The 17022-nt window shown below is 68.2% G+C and carries 15 protein-coding genes; 11 read left to right on the forward strand and 4 right to left on the reverse strand.

Annotated elements, in window-relative coordinates; translation table 11 throughout:
* Positions 1-20 precede the first annotated feature (20 nt).
* From AB0P11_RS10915 to AB0P11_RS10950, 8 genes are all read left to right on the forward strand, one after another.
* The gene (locus tag AB0P11_RS10915; protein ID WP_053098979.1) at positions 21-884 is read left to right on the forward strand and encodes a ketose-bisphosphate aldolase; all 864 of its coding nucleotides are present in this window, start codon (positions 21-23) and stop codon (positions 882-884) included.
* Between the two features lie 30 nt (positions 885-914).
* Positions 915-2111, forward strand: a complete 1197-nt coding sequence (locus AB0P11_RS10920; protein WP_363521918.1) for an ADP-dependent glucokinase/phosphofructokinase — start codon at positions 915-917, stop codon at positions 2109-2111.
* Positions 2108-3085, forward strand: a complete 978-nt coding sequence (locus AB0P11_RS10925) for a carbohydrate kinase (RefSeq protein ID WP_363521921.1) — start codon at positions 2108-2110, stop codon at positions 3083-3085. Before AB0P11_RS10920 ends, AB0P11_RS10925 begins: the two co-directional genes overlap by 4 nt.
* A gap of 40 nt (positions 3086-3125) precedes the next feature.
* Positions 3126-3596 (forward strand): DUF3817 domain-containing protein, encoded by a 471-nt coding sequence (locus tag AB0P11_RS10930; protein ID WP_053098982.1) that lies wholly within the window; start codon positions 3126-3128, stop codon positions 3594-3596.
* Complete coding sequence (gene guaA, locus AB0P11_RS10935; RefSeq protein ID WP_072590861.1) at positions 3593-5179, forward strand: glutamine-hydrolyzing GMP synthase; 1587 nt, start codon at positions 3593-3595, stop codon at positions 5177-5179. Before AB0P11_RS10930 ends, guaA begins: the two co-directional genes overlap by 4 nt.
* Before the next feature lie 81 nt (positions 5180-5260).
* Positions 5261-6199 carry an L-lactate dehydrogenase gene (locus AB0P11_RS10940; RefSeq protein WP_053098984.1) on the forward strand — a complete coding sequence of 313 codons (939 nt, stop codon included), beginning with the start codon at positions 5261-5263 and terminating at the stop codon, positions 6197-6199.
* A 113-nt stretch (positions 6200-6312) separates the two neighbouring features.
* Positions 6313-6741, forward strand: a complete 429-nt coding sequence (locus AB0P11_RS10945) for a YciI family protein (protein ID WP_053098985.1) — start codon at positions 6313-6315, stop codon at positions 6739-6741.
* 1 nt (position 6742) lies between these two features.
* Complete coding sequence (locus tag AB0P11_RS10950) at positions 6743-8032, forward strand: RNA polymerase sigma factor (protein ID WP_363521926.1); 1290 nt, start codon at positions 6743-6745, stop codon at positions 8030-8032.
* Between the two features lie 79 nt (positions 8033-8111).
* Here AB0P11_RS10950 and AB0P11_RS10955 read toward each other — a convergent pair whose 3' ends face one another.
* Positions 8112-8384 (reverse strand): GlsB/YeaQ/YmgE family stress response membrane protein, encoded by a 273-nt coding sequence (locus AB0P11_RS10955; protein WP_053098987.1) that lies wholly within the window; start codon positions 8382-8384, stop codon positions 8112-8114.
* 159 nt (positions 8385-8543) lie between these two features.
* Positions 8544-9470, reverse strand: coding sequence for a Bax inhibitor-1/YccA family protein (locus tag AB0P11_RS10960; protein ID WP_056277311.1), 927 nt, complete (start codon positions 9468-9470; stop codon positions 8544-8546).
* Positions 9471-9557: 87 nt separating this feature from the next.
* On the opposite strand from AB0P11_RS10960, the gene AB0P11_RS10965 reads away from it, so the two are divergent.
* The gene (locus AB0P11_RS10965; protein ID WP_363521930.1) at positions 9558-10544 is read left to right on the forward strand and encodes a glycerophosphodiester phosphodiesterase family protein; all 987 of its coding nucleotides are present in this window, start codon (positions 9558-9560) and stop codon (positions 10542-10544) included.
* 6 nt (positions 10545-10550) lie between these two features.
* On the opposite strand, the gene AB0P11_RS10970 is transcribed toward AB0P11_RS10965, so the two are convergent.
* Together AB0P11_RS10970 and AB0P11_RS10975 are read right to left on the reverse strand one after the other, a co-directional pair.
* Positions 10551-11012, reverse strand: coding sequence for a hemerythrin domain-containing protein (locus AB0P11_RS10970; RefSeq protein WP_187250070.1), 462 nt, complete (start codon positions 11010-11012; stop codon positions 10551-10553).
* A gap of 29 nt (positions 11013-11041) precedes the next feature.
* On the reverse strand, positions 11042-11437 hold the full coding sequence (locus AB0P11_RS10975) for a YccF domain-containing protein (RefSeq protein WP_187250071.1): 396 nt from the start codon (positions 11435-11437) through the stop codon (positions 11042-11044).
* Between the two features lie 165 nt (positions 11438-11602).
* On the opposite strand from AB0P11_RS10975, the gene AB0P11_RS10980 reads away from it, so the two are divergent.
* Together AB0P11_RS10980 and AB0P11_RS10985 are read left to right on the forward strand one after the other, a co-directional pair.
* Complete coding sequence (locus tag AB0P11_RS10980) at positions 11603-14446, forward strand: lamin tail domain-containing protein (protein ID WP_363521934.1); 2844 nt, start codon at positions 11603-11605, stop codon at positions 14444-14446.
* Between the two features lie 98 nt (positions 14447-14544).
* Complete coding sequence (locus AB0P11_RS10985) at positions 14545-17007, forward strand: UvrD-helicase domain-containing protein (RefSeq protein ID WP_363521937.1); 2463 nt, start codon at positions 14545-14547, stop codon at positions 17005-17007.
* Positions 17008-17022 lie beyond the last annotated feature (15 nt).

Consider the following 17022-nt stretch of genomic DNA (forward strand, 5'->3'; position numbering starts at 1 on the left):
CACGAAACAGGAGAAATCACGTGCTCTACACCGGCAAATCCATCCTCGATGTCGCCAATGCCAATAACTTCGCCATCCCGGCGTTCAACATCAGCGACTGGGCGATGTTCAACGGGATCATGGACATCAGCGAGGAGAAGGCCGCTCCGGTCATCATCGCGATCCACCCCGACGAGGTGTCGCACATCACCACCGACCTCATCCCCGCGATGCACGCCCGCGCCCACCGGTCGAGCGTTCCCGTCGCGATCCACTGGGACCACGGCGGAAGCTACGAGGAGATCATCTCGGCCATCAAGGCCGGCTTCACCTCGGTCATGATCGACGCATCGCTGCTGCCGTTCGACGAGAACGTCGCGCTCACGCGCAAGGTGGTCGATGCGGCGCATGCCGTCGGCATCCAGGTCGAGGGCGAACTCGGCACGATCGGCGCCAACGACAGCTACGGCGAGTCGGGAGCGGCCGAGATCATCTACACGAACCCGGAAGACGCGGTGCGCTTCGTCGAGGAGACCGGCGTCGACAGTCTCGCCATCGCGATCGGCACGTCGCACGGCCTGTACCCGAGCGACAAGAACCCCGAGCTGCGTCACGACCTGCTCGAGCAGATCAAGGCCGCGGTCGGCATCCCGCTCGTGCTGCACGGCGGATCCTCGAACCCGGATGCGGAACTCCGCCGCGCCGTCGAGCTGGGTGTGAACAAGATCAACATCTCGAGCGACATCAAGGTCTCGTACCACAACCGCATGCGCGAGATCCTCGGCACCGATCAGCGTCTGCGCGAGCCGAACGCGATCCAGCCGGCGGCGCTCGAGGCCATGAAAGCCACCGCTGCTGAGAAGATCGAGCTGTTCGGTGCGGACGGCAAGGCGTCGCTGTACTGAACCCCGGATCTCGGAAGGATGATCGGCGACGTGGGCAGAACTCTCGTACTCGGACTCGGCGGCACCGTCGACTACGAGCTGAAGTGGGATTCGTCGGTGTTCGACAGGCTGGCGCACGCGCACGGAGTGCGGCGGCACGAGCTCACCACCACGGCGCCGATCACCGACGAACGGTCGTTGCTGGTGGCGGTGCTCGCGTTCGTCGCCTCGGGGACCGGGGCGGAGCGTTTCGTCGCCTCGTCCGAGGTGATCGAGGACTTCGTGTCGCACTTCGAGCACGCGATCACGCTCGGGGGCACCGGTGTGCGAGCGGGGCTCGTGCTCGACGCCCTCGGCATGCCGAGCGTGCAGCACCTCGTCAGCATCGACGACAACGTCCGTCGTCTGCTGCCGGACACGATCTCGTACATCTGCTCGGCGACCGAGGACACCCTCGACCCGCATCTGATCGTGCAGTATCCGGTCGGCGCGCACGTGCGCCTCACGGACGGCGACGTCCTGTCGCCCGCGCCCAATCGGCTGATCTTCGCGAACGATCCGCCGAACCGGAGGATGCTGCTCGCCACCGATCTGCCGACGACGCTGTCGGACGCGGGCGTCTTCCTCGTCTCGGGATTCAACACGATGCAGGATCACGACCTGCTGGAGCTCCGGCTCGCCGAGGTGCAGGGCGCGATGCGCAGCCTCCCCGACGACGCGCTCGTCTACTACGAGGACGCGGGCTTCTACACGCGCGATTTCGCCGACACCGTGCGCCGCCATCTGCTGCCGCAGATCCATGTCTACGGCATGAACGAGGATGAGCTGCAGGAGTACCTCGGACGCGCGGTGAACCTCCTCGACACCGACGACGTCATCCGCGCCCTCCGCGCGGTGCACGCGATCATCCCCGCGCGGGCACTCGTCGTGCACACCCGCTACTGGGCGATCGCCATCGGACCGGATGCCGCTCGGCACGGTGCCGCCCTCGACTCCGCCGTCCGCGTCGCCGCCACCCGCTACCGCGTGGGTGACGGCCTGACCGCCGCGGACGTCGACGACACCGATGCGATGCCCCGCCACGGGGGAGGGGAGGCGCTCGTCGCCGCTGTCGAGGCCGGTCTGCCCGGTTCCGTCGGGGTCGCCGCATTCTCGCTCGACGTCGCCACACCGACGACCGTCGGACTCGGCGACACGTTCGTCGGCGGCTTCCTCGCCGGAGCCGTGCGATCGAAGGAGAACGTGTGAACCCGATCCTGCTGTCGTCCAACCGGCCCGCCGCGCGCTTCTACCGCGGCGGTGCGCGCATCAGCGCCTTCCGCGGCGAAGCCAGTGACGCTCCCCGCGAGCCGGAGGACTGGATCGGCTCGACGACCACGGTGAACGGCGAGCCCCTGCTCGGGCTCACCACGCTCCCGGACGGCCGCGTGCTGCGTGACGTGATCGAGCACGATCCGACGGCCTGGCTGGGCGATGCCCACGTCGCACGGTGGGGTGCGGACACACGACTGCTCGTGAAGCTGTTGGACGCGGGGCAGCGACTGCCGGTGCATGCGCACCCGCACGACGACTTCGCAGCGACGCATCTCGGTCGAGCACACGGCAAGGCAGAGGCGTGGTACATGCTCCAGGGCGGCACGGTGCATGTGGGACTTCGGGAGGACGTCGATGCCGCGGCGCTCGCCGACCTCGTGGATCGGCAGGACGTGGACGCACTGCTCGGTCTGCTGCACGAGGTGGAGGTCGCTGCGGGCGACGTCGTCTGGGTGCCGCCGGGCGAACTGCACGCGATCGGCGCCGGAATCCTGCTGCTCGAACTCCAGCAGCCCGAAGATCTGTCGATCCTTCTCGAGTGGGACGGCTTCGCGATCGACGGTGCGGAGGCCGGGCATCTCGGCCTCGGCTTCGAGCTGGCGCTCGCCGCGGTGAACACCCGTGGGCGTTCGGCGGCCGACCTGGATGCGCTGATCGGAACCGCCCCCGATTCCGGTTCCGTCTTTCCAGCCGCCGCGGACGAGTACTTCCGACTCGAGCGGATCCCCGTCGACGGCTCGACCGTCGTCGGTCGCGGCTTCTCGATCGTGATCGTGAGCGGCGGTGACATCGAGATCGACGGACGGAGACTCCGCATCGGTTCCTCGCTGCTCGTGCCGGACGCGGCCGGGGTGCTCGAGGCGACGGGCGCGGGCGAGCTTCTCGTCGCCCGCCCGCCCGCGCCCTGACTCGGAATCGACGCGGACTCTCCCCGGCTAGACTGGAGCCATGCCCGAACCGAAAGTCGCCAGCTTTCCGGCGATCCGTGGTGCGCTGAAGTTCTACCAGATCGCGTCGATCATCACCGGAGTCATGCTGCTCCTGCTGGTCGCCGAGATGGTGCTGAAGTACACGCCGATCCGACTCGAGCTCTTCGCAGGGGGATCCGGCGGTCTGCTGTGGTTCGCACCCGTGGTCGAGGGACCCGAGGGCCTCGAATCGACCGGCGACGGACTCAACATCTCGCTCTCGATCCTCGTCGCGCACGGCTGGTTCTACGTCGTCTACCTCTTCGCGTGCTTCCGGATGTGGAGCCTGATGCGCTGGCCGTTCCTGCGCTTCATCCTGCTCGCGCTCGGCGGCGTCATCCCGCTGCTGTCGTTCTTCATGGAGGCCATCGTCGCCCGCGACGTCAAGGCCTACCTCGCTTCCCGGGAGGCCGCCGCGGCCCCCGCCCCTGCCACGGAAGGTGTCCGGTGACCGAACAGTCCGAGACCCAGCAGCGCCCCGCGCTCGTCGTCGACTTCGGCGCGCAGTACGCGCAGCTGATCGCCCGCCGAGTGCGTGAGGCGGGTGTCTACAGCGAGATCGTGCCGCACACCGCCACGGCCGCCGAGATCGCCGAGAAGAACCCCGTCGCCATCATCCTCTCGGGTGGTCCGTCGTCGGTCTACGAAGAGGGCGCCCCGCGCCTCGACCCGGCCGTGTTCGACCTCGGAGTGCCCACGCTGGGCATCTGCTACGGCTTCCAGTACATGGCGCAGACGCTCGGCGGCGAGGTCGCGAACACCGGGCTTCGCGAGTACGGCGCGACGGATGCCGTCATCTCCGGCGACGGCGGCACGCTGCTCGGCGGCCAGCCGGCAGCGCAGAACGTCTGGATGAGCCACGGCGACCAGGTCGCCAAGGCGCCCGAGGGGTTCGACGTGCTCGCCACGACCGACGCGACGAAGGTCGCGGCGTTCGCGAACGAGGAGCGCGGCTTCTACGGTGTGCAGTGGCATCCCGAGGTCAAGCACTCCGACCACGGACAGCAGGTGCTCGAGAACTTCCTGCACAAGGGAGCCGGGCTCGCCTCCGACTGGAACAGCGACAACGTGATCGCCGAGCAGGTCGAGCGCATCCGCGAGCAGGTCGGTGACGCCCGCGTCATCTCCGCCCTCTCCGGCGGTGTCGACTCGGCGGTCTCGACCGCGCTCGTGCACAAGGCGATCGGCGACCAGCTGACCGCGGTGTTCGTCGACCACGGCCTTCTCCGCAAGGGCGAGCGCGAGCAGGTCGAGAAGGACTACGTCGAGTCGACCGGCGTGCGTCTGATCACGGTCGACGCGGCAGATGTCTTCCTCGGTCATCTCAAGGGCGTCACCGACCCCGAGGAGAAGCGCAAGATCATCGGGCGCGAATTCATCCGCGCTTTCGAGAAGGTGCAGCTCGACCTCGTCGCCGAGGCGAAGGCCTCGGGCGGCGCCCCGGTCAAGTTCCTCGTGCAGGGCACGCTCTACCCCGACGTCGTCGAGTCGGGCGGCGGTGCAGGCACCGCGAACATCAAGTCGCATCACAACGTCGGCGGACTGCCGGATGACCTCGATTTCGAGCTCATCGAGCCGCTGCGCGCGCTGTTCAAGGACGAGGTCCGTGCGATCGGCCGCGAGCTCGGCATCCCCGAGGCCATCGTCGGGCGCCAGCCGTTCCCCGGCCCCGGCCTCGGAATCCGAATCATCGGCGAGGTCACGCAGGACCGCCTCGAGATTCTCCGCGAGGCCGATGCCATCGCTCGCGAGGAGCTCACCAAGGCCGGACTCGACCAGGACATCTGGCAGTGCCCGGTCGTTCTCCTCGCCGACGTCCGCTCGGTCGGCGTGCAGGGCGACGGACGCACCTACGGCCACCCGATCGTGCTGCGTCCGGTGTCGAGTGAAGACGCCATGACCGCCGACTGGACACGCCTGCCCTATGACGTGCTGGCCAAGATCTCCAACCGGATCACCAACGGCGTGCGCGACGTCAACCGCGTCGTGCTCGACGTGACGTCGAAGCCGCCGGGGACCATCGAATGGGAGTGAGCGTCTCGCTCACCTGATCTCGAACGGGCACGGACCATCACGGTCCGTGCCCGTTCGCGTTATTTCGGGCAGGATGAGCGTATGACCAAGGCGCGGACGAAGATCACGGTGATCGGTGCAGGCAGTGTGGGCGTCAGCGTCGCGTATGCGGCGCTGATCCGGGGGAGTGCGGCCGAGGTGGCGCTCTACGACATCGCCACCGACAAGGTGGATGCCGAGGTGCTCGATCTCGCGCACGGGACGCAGTTCACCTCCGCGGCCGTGAGCGGCGGCTCCGACCTCGCCGTCGTCGAGGGCAGCGACGTGATCGTCGTCACCGCCGGAGCGAAGCAGCAGCCGGGACAGACCCGCATGGAGCTCTCGGGCATCAACGCTCGTCTGCTCGAGAAGCTCATGCCCCAGCTCGTCGAGCGCGCGCCGAACGCCGTCTTCATCATCGTCACGAATCCGGCCGATGTGATGACGGTCGTCGCCCAGCGTGTCTCGGGCCTGCCGCCGCATCGCGTCTTCGGATCCGGAACCGTGCTCGACACGTCGCGTCTGCGCTGGCGGCTCGCGCATCGCGCGAATGTGAGCACCGCGAGCGTGCACGCCGACATCGTGGGCGAGCACGGCGACACGGAGTTCCCGCTCTGGTCGAACGCGACCATCGGCTCGGTGCCGATTCTCGACTGGCCCGCCGATGAGCCGTTCACCGTCGACGAGCTCGACCGCATCGCCGTCGAGGTGCGCGATGCGGCCTATGCCGTCATCCGCGGCAAGGGAGCCACGAATCTCGCGATCGGCGTCAGCTGCGCCCGCATCGCCGAGGCAGTGCTGCACGACGAGCGGGCGGTGCTTCCGGTCGCGACGGTGCTCGACGGCGAATACGGGCTTCGCGGTGTCGCGCTGTCGGTGCCCTCGGTGGTGGGCGCTGCCGGGGCCGTGCCGTTGGCCGAGACGCCCATGAGCGAGCACGAACTCGCACTGCTGCGGGCCTCGGCCGACGCGATCCGGGCTGCGGTCGACGAGCTCGACTGAACGGCCACCGGAGAATCCCAGAGTTTTTTCGCGGAGATGTCGATCTGCGGCACCTTCGTTCGACGTCTTCAATGAGAGGGTCGACAGGCGGCCCCACCACCGAGGAGAACACCATGAAGTACATGCTGATCATGCGCTCGAACGACGAAGCGGTCGAGGCGTACAAGGAGATGCCGTTCGAGCAGGTCATCGAGGCGATGGGCAAGTACAACGAGTCGATGATCAAGGCCGGCGTGCTGGCTGCGGGCGAGGGCCTCAGCGACGCGGCGGAGGGATTCGTCGTCGACTTCAGCGCCGAGAAGCCTCTCATCACCGACGGCCCCTACGGAGAGACGAAGGAGCTGTTCAACGGCTTCTGGATCCTCGAGGTCTCCAGTCGTGAAGAGGCGGCGGAGTGGGCGAGCAGGGCTCCCCTCGGCAAGGGGTCGTTCCTCGAGGTGCGGCGTGTGACCGACGAGTCCGACTTCCCGGCCGACAACGAGTGGATCGAGAAGGAGAAGGGCTGGCGCGAAGAGGAAGAGGCGCGTCGCGCCCAGCAGTGAGATGACCGACTCCGCACACCGCGAGACGGTCCGCCACACACCCGACGAGGGTGTGCGGCGGGCCGTCGCCGCCGTGTGGCGCATCGAGTCGGCGAAGATCGTCGCGACCCTGACGCGTGTGGTCGGCGACTTCGGCCTCGCCGAGGACCTCGCGCAGGAGGCGCTGCTCGATGCCCTGCGGCAGTGGCCGGTCGAGGGCGTGCCGCGCAACGGCGCCGCCTGGCTCACGGCGGTCGCGAAGCGCAAGGCGATCGACGGCTGGCGGCGCCGCGAACGTCTCGACGACCGGATGGCCGTGCTCGCCCACGACCTCGAGCGAGAGCAGGCGGATGCCGCAGATGCGCCGCCCTGGGACCCGGATGCGGTCGACGACGACGTGCTGCGGCTGATCTTCATCTCGTGCCACCCGGTACTCTCGCGCGAGGCGCAGGTGGCGCTCACCCTCCGCGTGGTGGGCGGCCTGTCGAGCGAGGAGATCGCCCGGGCGTTCCTCGTGCCGACGGCGACTGTGCAGCAGCGCATCGTGCGGGCCAAGAAGACTCTCGGTGCGGCGCAGGTCCCGTTCGAGATGCCACCACGGGAGGAGCACGCAGAGCGCCTGGGAGCGATCCTGGGCGTGCTCTACCTGATCTTCAACGAGGGGCACGCCGCGAGCAGCGGTCCCGACTGGATGCGCCCCGAGCTGAGTCTCGAGGCGATCAGACTCACGCGGGTGCTGGCCGCGCTGATGCCGCGCGAGCGCGACGTGCACAGCCTGCTGGCCCTGATGGAGCTCACCGCCGCGCGGTTCCCCGCCCGGATCGATGCCCACGGCGAACCGGTGCTCCTGTCCGACCAGGACCGTCGTCGCTGGGATCGCAGCCGCATCGCGCGGGGACGTGCTGCGCTTGCGGCCGCTGACGCACTCGGCTCGGGTCGAGGCCCCTACGGCCTTCAGGCGGGGATCGCGGAATGCCATGCGACAGCCGCCTCCGTCGACGACACCGACTGGGAGCGGATCGTGCTCCTGTACGAGGCGCTCGGTCGGATCGCTCCCTCGCCGGTCGTGGAGCTCAACCGGGCGGCTGCCGTCGCGATGGCGACGGGCCCGGCATCCGCTCTGCAGATCATCGACCGGCTCGGCGCCTCGGGTGCGCTGGCCGGTTACCACCTGCTGCCCGCGACGCGGGGGGAACTGCTGCTGCGACTCGGTCGCGCGGAGGAGGCGCGCAGCGAGTTCGCCGTCGCCGCAGCGCTCGCAGGCAATGACAGGGAGCGGGCGCTGCTGCAGGCCAAGGCCGACGCGCGCTGAGCGCAGACGGCACACAGAGAAACCGCCCTCTTCACCAGCGTCGCTGGGGAAGAGGGCGGTTTCCTGTGTTGCTATGAGGTCAGCTGCGGGCCTTGCTGCCGCGGTTGACGATCAGGCCGTAGATCAGCAGCACGATGATCGAGCCGCCGATGGCGAGGAGCCACGTGCCCAGGTCCCAGAACTCCGTGAGAGGACGGTTCAGGATCAGGCTTCCGAGCCAGCCGCCGAGGAGGGCGCCGACGACGCCGAGCAGGAGGGTGATGAACCATCCGCCACCCTGCTTGCCGGGAAGGATCAGCTTCGCGATGGCTCCGGCGATGAGGCCGAGAAGAAGGAATCCGAGAAAGCTCATGTTCAGCTCCTTTGTTTCGTGAGCCCTGGGGTGCCAGGGCTCGTGTGATCCACTGTGCCCTCTCAGCTGATTATCAGCCAACCCCTTGCGCTGGAGGCCTCGGATATGCCAAGAGGCCCGCCCCCGAAGGGACGGGCCTCTGAGTGAGGCGGTTCGCGGTCAGTTGTTGCCGCGGACGATCGCGATGATGCGCAGGATCTCGACGTAGAGCCAGACGACCGTGACCATGATGCCGAAGGCGCCGAGCCAGCCGTACTTGCGGGGAGCGCCGTTGCGCACGCCCTGCTGGATCTGGTCGAAGTCGAGGACCAGCGAGTAGGCCGCCATGATGACGACCAGGACGCCGATGATCAGACCGAGCGGGATGCCGAAGATCTCAGCGCTGTAGAGGCCGAACGCCTGTCCCTGGGGGAGGACGCCGGTCCACATGAGCACGAGGTTCAGCAGCGAGAACACGAGGTAGCCGACCATGGCGATCATGAAGATCTTGGTGGCCTTCTTCGACGCGCGGACCTTGCCGCTGGCGAAGAGAGCGAGGGTCACGCCGACGACCGAGACCGTGGCCAGGGTCGCCTGCATGACGATGCCGGGCCACAGGACCTCGAAGAACGCCGAGATGCCGCCGATGAAGAGGCCCTCGAATGCGGCGTAGGCGAAGATCAGCGCGGGGCGGACCTTCTTGCGCGAGGTGAACGTGATGACCATCGCGAGCACGAAGCCGCCGAGCGCGCCGACGATCCACGGCATGAGGTTCGGCTCGAAGCGGTTGTAAGGGTTCAGCTCGGGAGCGGCGACGCCGCCCAGAGTCAGGAACCAGCCGACGGCGGCGGTGACGAGCAGGATGGCGAAGAGTCCGGCGGTCTTCCAGACGGTGTCCTCGACGGACATGCGGTCGGTCTCGATCGCTCCGGCCGGGGGAGCCGCGTACATGCCCTCCAGCTGTGCGTTCGCCGCGGCGTCCATGGTGCCGTGCTGGAACGACGCGGCTTGCGCCCCCTGCGCTCCCTGCGGGGCACCCGGGTAGGTCGCGACGTTGCGCGGATCCTGCTGCTGGAACGCCGGGTTGTTGAAGGCGAAGTTGCTCATGTGGGCCTCACTCCAAAGTGGGTTGTAGGTCGCTTTCCTCCACGATACCCGGAAGGGCAGGTCATCAGGGTGTTCTACGCTGAGAGCGTGCCCAGGAAATCGCCTCTCGTGATCGGGCATCGCGGTGCGCCCGGCTATCGTCCGGAACACAGTCGCTCGTCATACGAGCTCGCCCTCGCGATGGGAGTCGATGCGGTCGAACCCGACGTCGTCGCCACGAAGGACGGCGTGCTCATCGTGCGGCACGAGAACGAGATCTCCGGCACCACGGATGTGGCCGAGCACCGGGAGTTCGCCGACCGGAAGACGACCAAGCGCGTCGACGGCGAGGCCCTCACCGGCTGGTTCACCGAGGACTTCACCTGGGATGAGCTCACGACGTTGCGCAGCCGGGAGCGCCTTCCGAAGGTGCGCGTGTCGAGCGCGAGCTTCGACGGTTCGCAGACGATCCTGCGGTTGACCGACGTGCTCGACATCGTCCGGGCCGGCTCGGTCGAGTACGGACGCGAGATCGGCGTGGTGCTCGAGGTCAAGCACGCCACATACTTCGCGAGCATCGGCCTCGACCTCGCGCCGCTGATCGAACGCGACCTGCGTGCGGCGGGGTGGGCCGAGGGCGAGCTGCCGCTGATCGTGGAGTCCTTCGAGTCGACGATCCTCGGACAGCTGAGGGCCCGAGGCATCGCGGCGTCGTACGTCTATCTGATCGAGGCGTCGGGACGCGCGTACGATCTGGTCGTCGCTCAGGGCACGCAGGCGCCCACGTATGCGGCCACCGTCACCCCGCAGGGACTCGATGCGCTCTTCGGCCGGGTCGACGGAATCAGCGTCGACAAGCGCATGCTGCTCGCCGCAGGCAACTCGATCGTCCCCGATGCGCACGCGCGCGGACTCGCGGTCTTCACATGGACCTGTCGGCCGGAGAACGCCTTCCTCTCGGCGGAGTTCCGCGGCCACGGAGGCAAGAGCGCCTACGGGGACTACGAGGCCGAATGGGGCGTCATCGCTCGCACGGGAGTCGACGGGGTCTTCGTCGATCACCCCGACCTCGGGGTCGGCTTCTTTCGCGGCTGACCTCGATCAGAACGGGCCGAGCACGTCCGGAACGGGGCGATCGAGGTGGAGCGCTCGCAGCGGCTCGAGGATCTCGCGCTCCTCGAAGCGGAAGTGCGACTCCATGATCGCGCCGATGCCGTCGAGGTGGCGCTTCAGCGTCTCGCTGCCCTCTCCGCTCTCGACGGCCGTGCGGAGTCCTCCGAGCAGGTGGGCCAGCATCGAGTGATCCTGCATCAGCTTGGCGATCACGTCGCCGAGTTCCGGGTGCTGGTCGCGCAGCGCGGGGAACAGGGCGCGGTCCTCGCTCAGATGATGCCCATCGAGGGCCGAGCAGAAGCCGATGCAGAACAGCGCGAGCTCGCGCGCGGCATCCGGAGCATCCGAACCGTCCTGCACCGCCTCCCTCGTGGCCTCGAGGGCGGCGCGGAGTCTCGTGTGCGCCCGGCGCAGCTCTGCGTCCCAGGCGATCAGGCGATCGGCATCCATCCCGGCAATTCTAGAGCCGGCGTCCGCGGTCAGAGCGTGCGGTCGAAGGCGCCGCGGCGCGACACGATCTCCTTGCCGAGAGGCATCAGCGAGACGGGCACCATCTTGAAGTCGGCGATGCCCATCGGGATGCCGATGATCGTGATGCAGAGCGCGAGGCCGGAGACGATGTGTCCGATCGCCAACCACCAGCCGGCGAGGATGACCCAGAGCACGTTGCCGAGGAACGAGCCGACTCCGGAGGTCGGCTTGCTGACGATCTCACGCCCGAACGGCCAGATCGCGTAGCGGGCGATGCGGAACGAGGCGATGGCCCAGGGGATCGTCACGATCGGAATGCACAGCAGGATGCCGGCCAGCATGTAGCCGAGGAAGAGAGCGAGTCCGGCGAAGATCAGCCAGATGATGTTGAGGATCGTGCGCACGGGCCGATTCTCGCATCGACGGCTGAGCATCCGCCTGTTCGCGGCCTCCCGGGCCGATGGCGAACCGCCACCGGTCGTTCACCATCCGTGCACCTGCACGCCGTCGTTCGGCCATGCGGGATCGCTGATGTGGAGTCCTACCCGACTGATTCCCTCAGGAGCCCTATGTCCCGCCTGCACTCTGCGGCTGCGGTCACGACGGTCTGCGCACTCAGCGCTGCCGCCCTGCTCGCCGTGCCGCTCGCCGCCACCGGAGCCGAACCCGGTGTCCGCATCAACGAAGTCGAGTCGAGCGGGGGAGCACCCGGCGACTGGATCGAGTTCGTCAACACGTCGGCCGTCGCGGTCGACCTGAGCGGTTTCGTCGTCAAGGACGACGGCGAAGATGAGGCGTACACATTCCCGGACGGATCGGTGATCGAGCCCGGCGCGCATCTCGTTCTCGACCAGGCCGATGCCGGAGCGGGCGACTTCGCCTTCGGCCTCGGCAAAGAAGACCAGGTGCGACTGTTCGACCCGAGCGCCGTGCTCGTGGACGAGACATCGTGGGCGGCTCACGCTGCAGTGTCCTGGGGAGCGCGGGAGGTCGACGGCATCGTCGAATGGGCGGAGACGTCCGAGTCCACGAAGGGCGCGGCGAACGTCTTCGCATCCGACGAACCTCTGGGCGGCACCATCGCGATCAATGAGGTCGACTCGCAGCCGGCGGACTGGGTGGAGTTCCACAACGCGGGCGATGCCCCTCTCGACATCTCGGGCTACGAGATCCGCGACAACTCCGACGACCACCGCTGGCAGTTCCTGCCGGACACGGAGATCGCCGCCGGCGAGTTCCTCGTCGTCGAGGAGGGGACCATCGGTCTCGTCGGTGGCGTCGAGACGGCCTTCCGCGATCCGATCGGAATCGGCAGCGCCGACCGCATCCGCCTGTTCGACACGGCTGGCGTGCTGGTCGACGACACGCAGGCATGGAGCGGCCATGCCGCCATCGACGGCGACGCCATCGCCGCGACCCTCGCTCGCTGCCCCGACGGAGAGGGCGCCTTCGTGCTCGCATATGCGACCCCGGGGGCGACGAACACGTGCGTCATGCCGGACGTCGTGATCAACGAGATCGAGTCCGACGGCGACGCGACCGACTGGGCCGAGGTCGTCAACTCGGGCAGCACACCGGTCGACCTCTCCGGCTGGACCGTCATGGACGGCGACCCGGTCGGCCACGCGGCGGAGACGACGCCGCTGCCCGCGGGCACCGTGCTCGAACCCGGCGCGTACCTCGTCTTCGACCAGCCGAAGGACTTCGTGTTCGGTCTGGGGAACGGCGACACCGTCACGCTGCGCGACGCGAACCTCAACATCGTCGACGAGCACGTCTACGCGGCGCATGCGGCGGGCGTCCTCGCGCGATGCGCGGACGGAGCTGGAGAGTTCGCCGACATCGCGGTCTCGACCAAGGGCCAGCGCAACGCGTGCGGCAACCCGGTGCGGATCAACGAGGTCGAGTCCGACGGCGGATCGCCCGGTGACTGGATCGAACTCGTCAACCCGACCGCATCCGCCCTCGACGTCTCCGGCGTCGTCGTGAAGGACGACGACGACACCCACTCCTACGTCATTCCGGCCGCGACCACCATCGCCGCGGGCGGATACCTCGTCATCGAGGGCACGGACCTCGGCTTCGGTCTGGGTGACGGCGACTCCGTTCGCGTCTTCGACGGAGATCTGCTCATCGACTCCACCACGTGGGGCGCAGGGCACGCGGCCACCACGTGGGGGCGCTGCCCGGACATCGCCGGCACCTTCGCGGCGACCGCGGAGAGCACGAAGGGTGCGGCGAACATCTGCGCCGGCGCGATCCCCGTCTCGCCATGGCCGGGTTCGGCCGACGTCCGGGTGCTCGACACCGCGCCGACGTTCCTCGAGGACAGCTCGGGTCTCGACGTGCAGGAGACGTCGGACGGATCGTTCCTCTGGGCCGTGGACAACGGCGAGGGGCGCATCTGGAAGCTCGAGGCACACGCCGACGGCTCGTTCTCGCAGATCGCCGGGTGGGAGTCGGGCAAGCGCGTGCGATTCCAGAAGGATGCCGGCGACCCGAACGCCGCAGGCCCCGACACCGAGGGCATCACCGTCGACGGCGAGGGATCGGTCTACGTCGCCTCCGAGCGTGACAACAGCGCCAAGGGCGTGAACCAGAACACCATCCTGAAGGTCGACCCTGAAGCCTCCGCCGACGACCTCGTCTCCGAGCAAGAGTGGGATCTGACCTCGTCGCTCCCCGCCGTGGGAGCGAACCTCGGCATGGAGGCGGTGCAGTGGGTGCCGGACAGCGCTCTTGACGGCGCACTCTTCGACGTCAACACCGCGGCCCCGTACGACTCGGCAGACTACGCCGGACACGGCGGCGGCCTGTTCTTCGTTGCGGTCGAGGACAACGGTCACGTCTACGCGTTCGCGCTCGGCGCCGACGGCCGGGCCACGCTGGTGTCGGAGATCGCACCCGGTCTGCCCGGCGTCATGGCGCTCGACTACGACAGCGTGCTCGACGTGCTGTGGGCGGTCTGCGACGACGGCTGCCAGGGGCAGTCGGCCCAGATCACGCTGAACGGCACCGAACAGCCCGGCATCGCGCACTTCGCCCGCCCTGCCGGCATGCCCGACATCAACAACGAGGGATTCGCGACCGCCCCGGCCTCGCTGTCGGTCGACGGTGAGCGTCCGGTCTGGTGGTTCGCCGACGGTTTCGCCGCCGAGGCGCTGCGAGTCGGCACCCTTCCCGGAGTGACCGGAGAGACGCCCGGCGAAGGGCCCGGGGAGAACCCGGGGCAGACTCCTGGCGAAGGCCCGGTCTCGAGCCAGCCCGGCGGCGCGCCTTCCGGTGACGACCGTGACGGTGCCGCCGGCCTCGCTGCGACCGGCGCGGAGGTGCCCGTGGCCCTGATCGCTCTGGCCCTGATGCTCGTCGTCGGCGGTGCGCTCGTCGCCGGTCGGCGCCGGCGCGTCAGCTGACACGAGCGACGCGACGAGGATGGGGCGGATGCACGGGATCCCGTGCATCCGCCCCATCCGCCGGCAGTGTCGGTGGCGCGGCCTAGACTCGTAGAGCCATGACCGAAGCCCCCCTCATCGTCCCCGGATCCGTCGGCCCTCGCTCCACCGGAGCGCAGGGACAGGACGACCTCCTCGCCGGCCTCAACCCGCAGCAGCTCGAAGCGGTGACCTACCGCGGACCCGCGCTGCTGATCGTCGCGGGTGCAGGCTCCGGCAAGACCAGCGTGCTGACACGGCGCATCGCCTCTCTGCTGAGGTCACGCGAGGCATGGCCCAGCCAGATCCTCGCGATCACCTTCACCAACAAGGCCGCCGGTGAGATGCGCGAGCGCGTCGAGGCGATCGTGGGCGACGCGGCGCGGGGCATGTGGATCTCGACGTTCCACTCCGCCTGCGTGCGGATCCTCCGGCGTGAGGCTCAGCAGTTCGGGTTCACCAAGTCGTTCACGATCTACGACTCCGGTGATTCGCGGGCGCTCATCAAGCGGCTGGTCAAGCAGCACGAGGCCGATGCCTACGGTCTCACGCCCGGGGCCGTGCAGTCGCGCATCTCCAAGCTCAAGAACGAGCTGTCGGATGCCGACGCGTATGCGCGACAGGCGAACATGAACGACCCGGCCGAGCGGATCTTCGTCGAGCTTTTCGCCGACTACCAGCGGCAGCTGCAGAAGGCGAACGCGTTCGACTTCGACGACCTGATCGGCCAGACCGTCTATCTGTTCCGCGCCTTCCCGCAGGTCGCCGACACCTATCGGCGCAGGTTCCGTCATGTGCTGGTCGACGAGTACCAGGACACGAACCACGCTCAGTACGCCCTCATCCACGAGCTGACGCGTCCGGTCTCGGGCGATTCGCCCGATCCGTATGCCTCCGACGGCATGATGATCTTCGAGCCGGAGACCACGCCGGAGCTCGAAGGCGCGTCACTCACCGTGGTGGGTGATTCCGACCAGTCGATCTACGCCTTCCGCGGCGCCGACATCCGCAACATCAGCGAGTTCGAGCGCGACTTCCCCGGCGCTCGCGTCGTGCTGCTCGAGCAGAACTACCGTTCGACGCAGAACATCCTCTCGGCGGCGAACGCGGTGATCGGCAACAACTTCGACCGCAAGGACAAGAAGCTCTGGAGCGACAAGGGCGACGGCGACATGATCGTCGGCTTCACCGGGTACTCCCAGCACGATGAGGCCCAATTCGTCGCCGACGAGGTCGAGGCGCTGCACCGCGCCGGCATGCCGTACTCCGAGATGGCCGTCTTCTACCGCACGAACTCGCAATCGCGTGCGCTGGAGGAGATCTTCATCCGCTCCGCCGTGCCCTACAAGATCATGGGCGGCACGAAGTTCTACGAGCGTGCCGAGATCAAGGACGCCCTCGCCTACCTGGTCGCCGTCGCGAACCCGGCCGACGAGATGGCTGTCCGCCGCATCCTGAACAAGCCCAGGCGCGGCATCGGCGATGTGACCGAGACGGCGATCGCCCGGTTCGCCGAAGACCACGACATCACGTTCCGGCAGGCCCTGTCCGTGCCCGAGCAGCTGGGCTTCGGTCCGAAGATCCAGGCCGGCATCGCCCAGCTCGATGCCGTGCTGGCCGAGGCGACGGAGATCATGCTCCCCGCCTCCGGCGAGGTTCCCGCTCCGACCACCGTCGCCGACGGGCTCAGCGTGCTGCTGTCGAAGAGCGGCTACCTCGACGCCCTGCGGGCGAGCCGCGACCCACAGGATGAGGCGCGCGTCGAGAACCTCGACGAGTTCGTCGCCGTCGCGCGGGACTTCGCGCGCAACAATCCTGACGGGACGATCGTGGACTTCCTCACAGAGGTCGCCCTGGTCTCGGATGCCGATGACCTCGATGACGAATCAGGGTCGGTGTCGATGATGACGATGCACACCGCGAAGGGGCTCGAGTACGACGCGGTCTTCGTGACCGGCGTCGAAGAGGATCTGATCCCGCACCGCATCTCGGCGGGGGAGCCGGGCGGTCCTCAGGAAGAGCGGAGGCTCTTCTACGTCGGCATCACGCGCGCGCGGAAGCGCCTGCACCTGTCGCTCGCGATGACCAGGGCCCAGTTCGGCGAGGTCTCGGTCGCGATGCCCAGCCGCTTCCTGCAGGAGATCCCCGCCGGACTCATCGACTGGCGCCAGTCGCCCGGCGACGTCAACTCCCGGGGAGGCATGCAGTCCCGTGCGCTCAATGTGCGCCGGGCAGGCGGATTCGGCGGCTCCGGCGGCTCCGGTTCCGGCGACCGTTTCGCGGTGAAGCAGCTGCCGGGGCGCGACTCTCTCAAGCCGCTCTCGACCGCGATGGACAAGTTCCCCAACCGCGTGACGGCGAAGATGCGTGACAACGGCGACCTCGAACTCGCCGCCGGGGATCGCATCCGCCACACGGACTTCGGCGACGGACGGGTCGACGCGGTGACGGGCGAGGGTGCCAAGCGCATCGCGCACGTGCGCTTCGATTCCGCCGGCCAGAAGAAGCTCCTGATCAAGGTCGCGCCGATCGAGAAGATCTAGCCCTCTGGCGGGTTA

This window comes from Microbacterium sp. NPDC079176, from assembly GCF_040686675.1.
In the GTDB taxonomy this organism is placed as follows: domain Bacteria; phylum Actinomycetota; class Actinomycetes; order Actinomycetales; family Microbacteriaceae; genus Microbacterium.

Bases quoted from the DNA above. Each gene is read 5' to 3' on its own strand.
- AB0P11_RS10940 (WP_053098984.1), top strand. From the start codon at position 5,261: ATGACCAAGGCGCGGACGAAGATCACGGTGATCGGTGCAGGCAGTGTG.
- AB0P11_RS10960 (WP_056277311.1), bottom strand. From the start codon at position 9,470: ATGAGCAACTTCGCCTTCAACAACCCGGCGTTCCAGCAGCAGGATCCG.
- AB0P11_RS10930 (WP_053098982.1), top strand. From the start codon at position 3,126: ATGCCCGAACCGAAAGTCGCCAGCTTTCCGGCGATCCGTGGTGCGCTG.
- AB0P11_RS10945 (WP_053098985.1), top strand. From the start codon at position 6,313: ATGAAGTACATGCTGATCATGCGCTCGAACGACGAAGCGGTCGAGGCG.
- AB0P11_RS10950 (WP_363521926.1), top strand. From the start codon at position 6,743: ATGACCGACTCCGCACACCGCGAGACGGTCCGCCACACACCCGACGAG.
- AB0P11_RS10980 (WP_363521934.1), top strand. From the start codon at position 11,603: ATGTCCCGCCTGCACTCTGCGGCTGCGGTCACGACGGTCTGCGCACTC.
- AB0P11_RS10955 (WP_053098987.1), bottom strand. From the start codon at position 8,384: ATGAGCTTTCTCGGATTCCTTCTTCTCGGCCTCATCGCCGGAGCCATC.
- AB0P11_RS10970 (WP_187250070.1), bottom strand. From the start codon at position 11,012: ATGGATGCCGATCGCCTGATCGCCTGGGACGCAGAGCTGCGCCGGGCG.
- AB0P11_RS10985 (WP_363521937.1), top strand. From the start codon at position 14,545: ATGACCGAAGCCCCCCTCATCGTCCCCGGATCCGTCGGCCCTCGCTCC.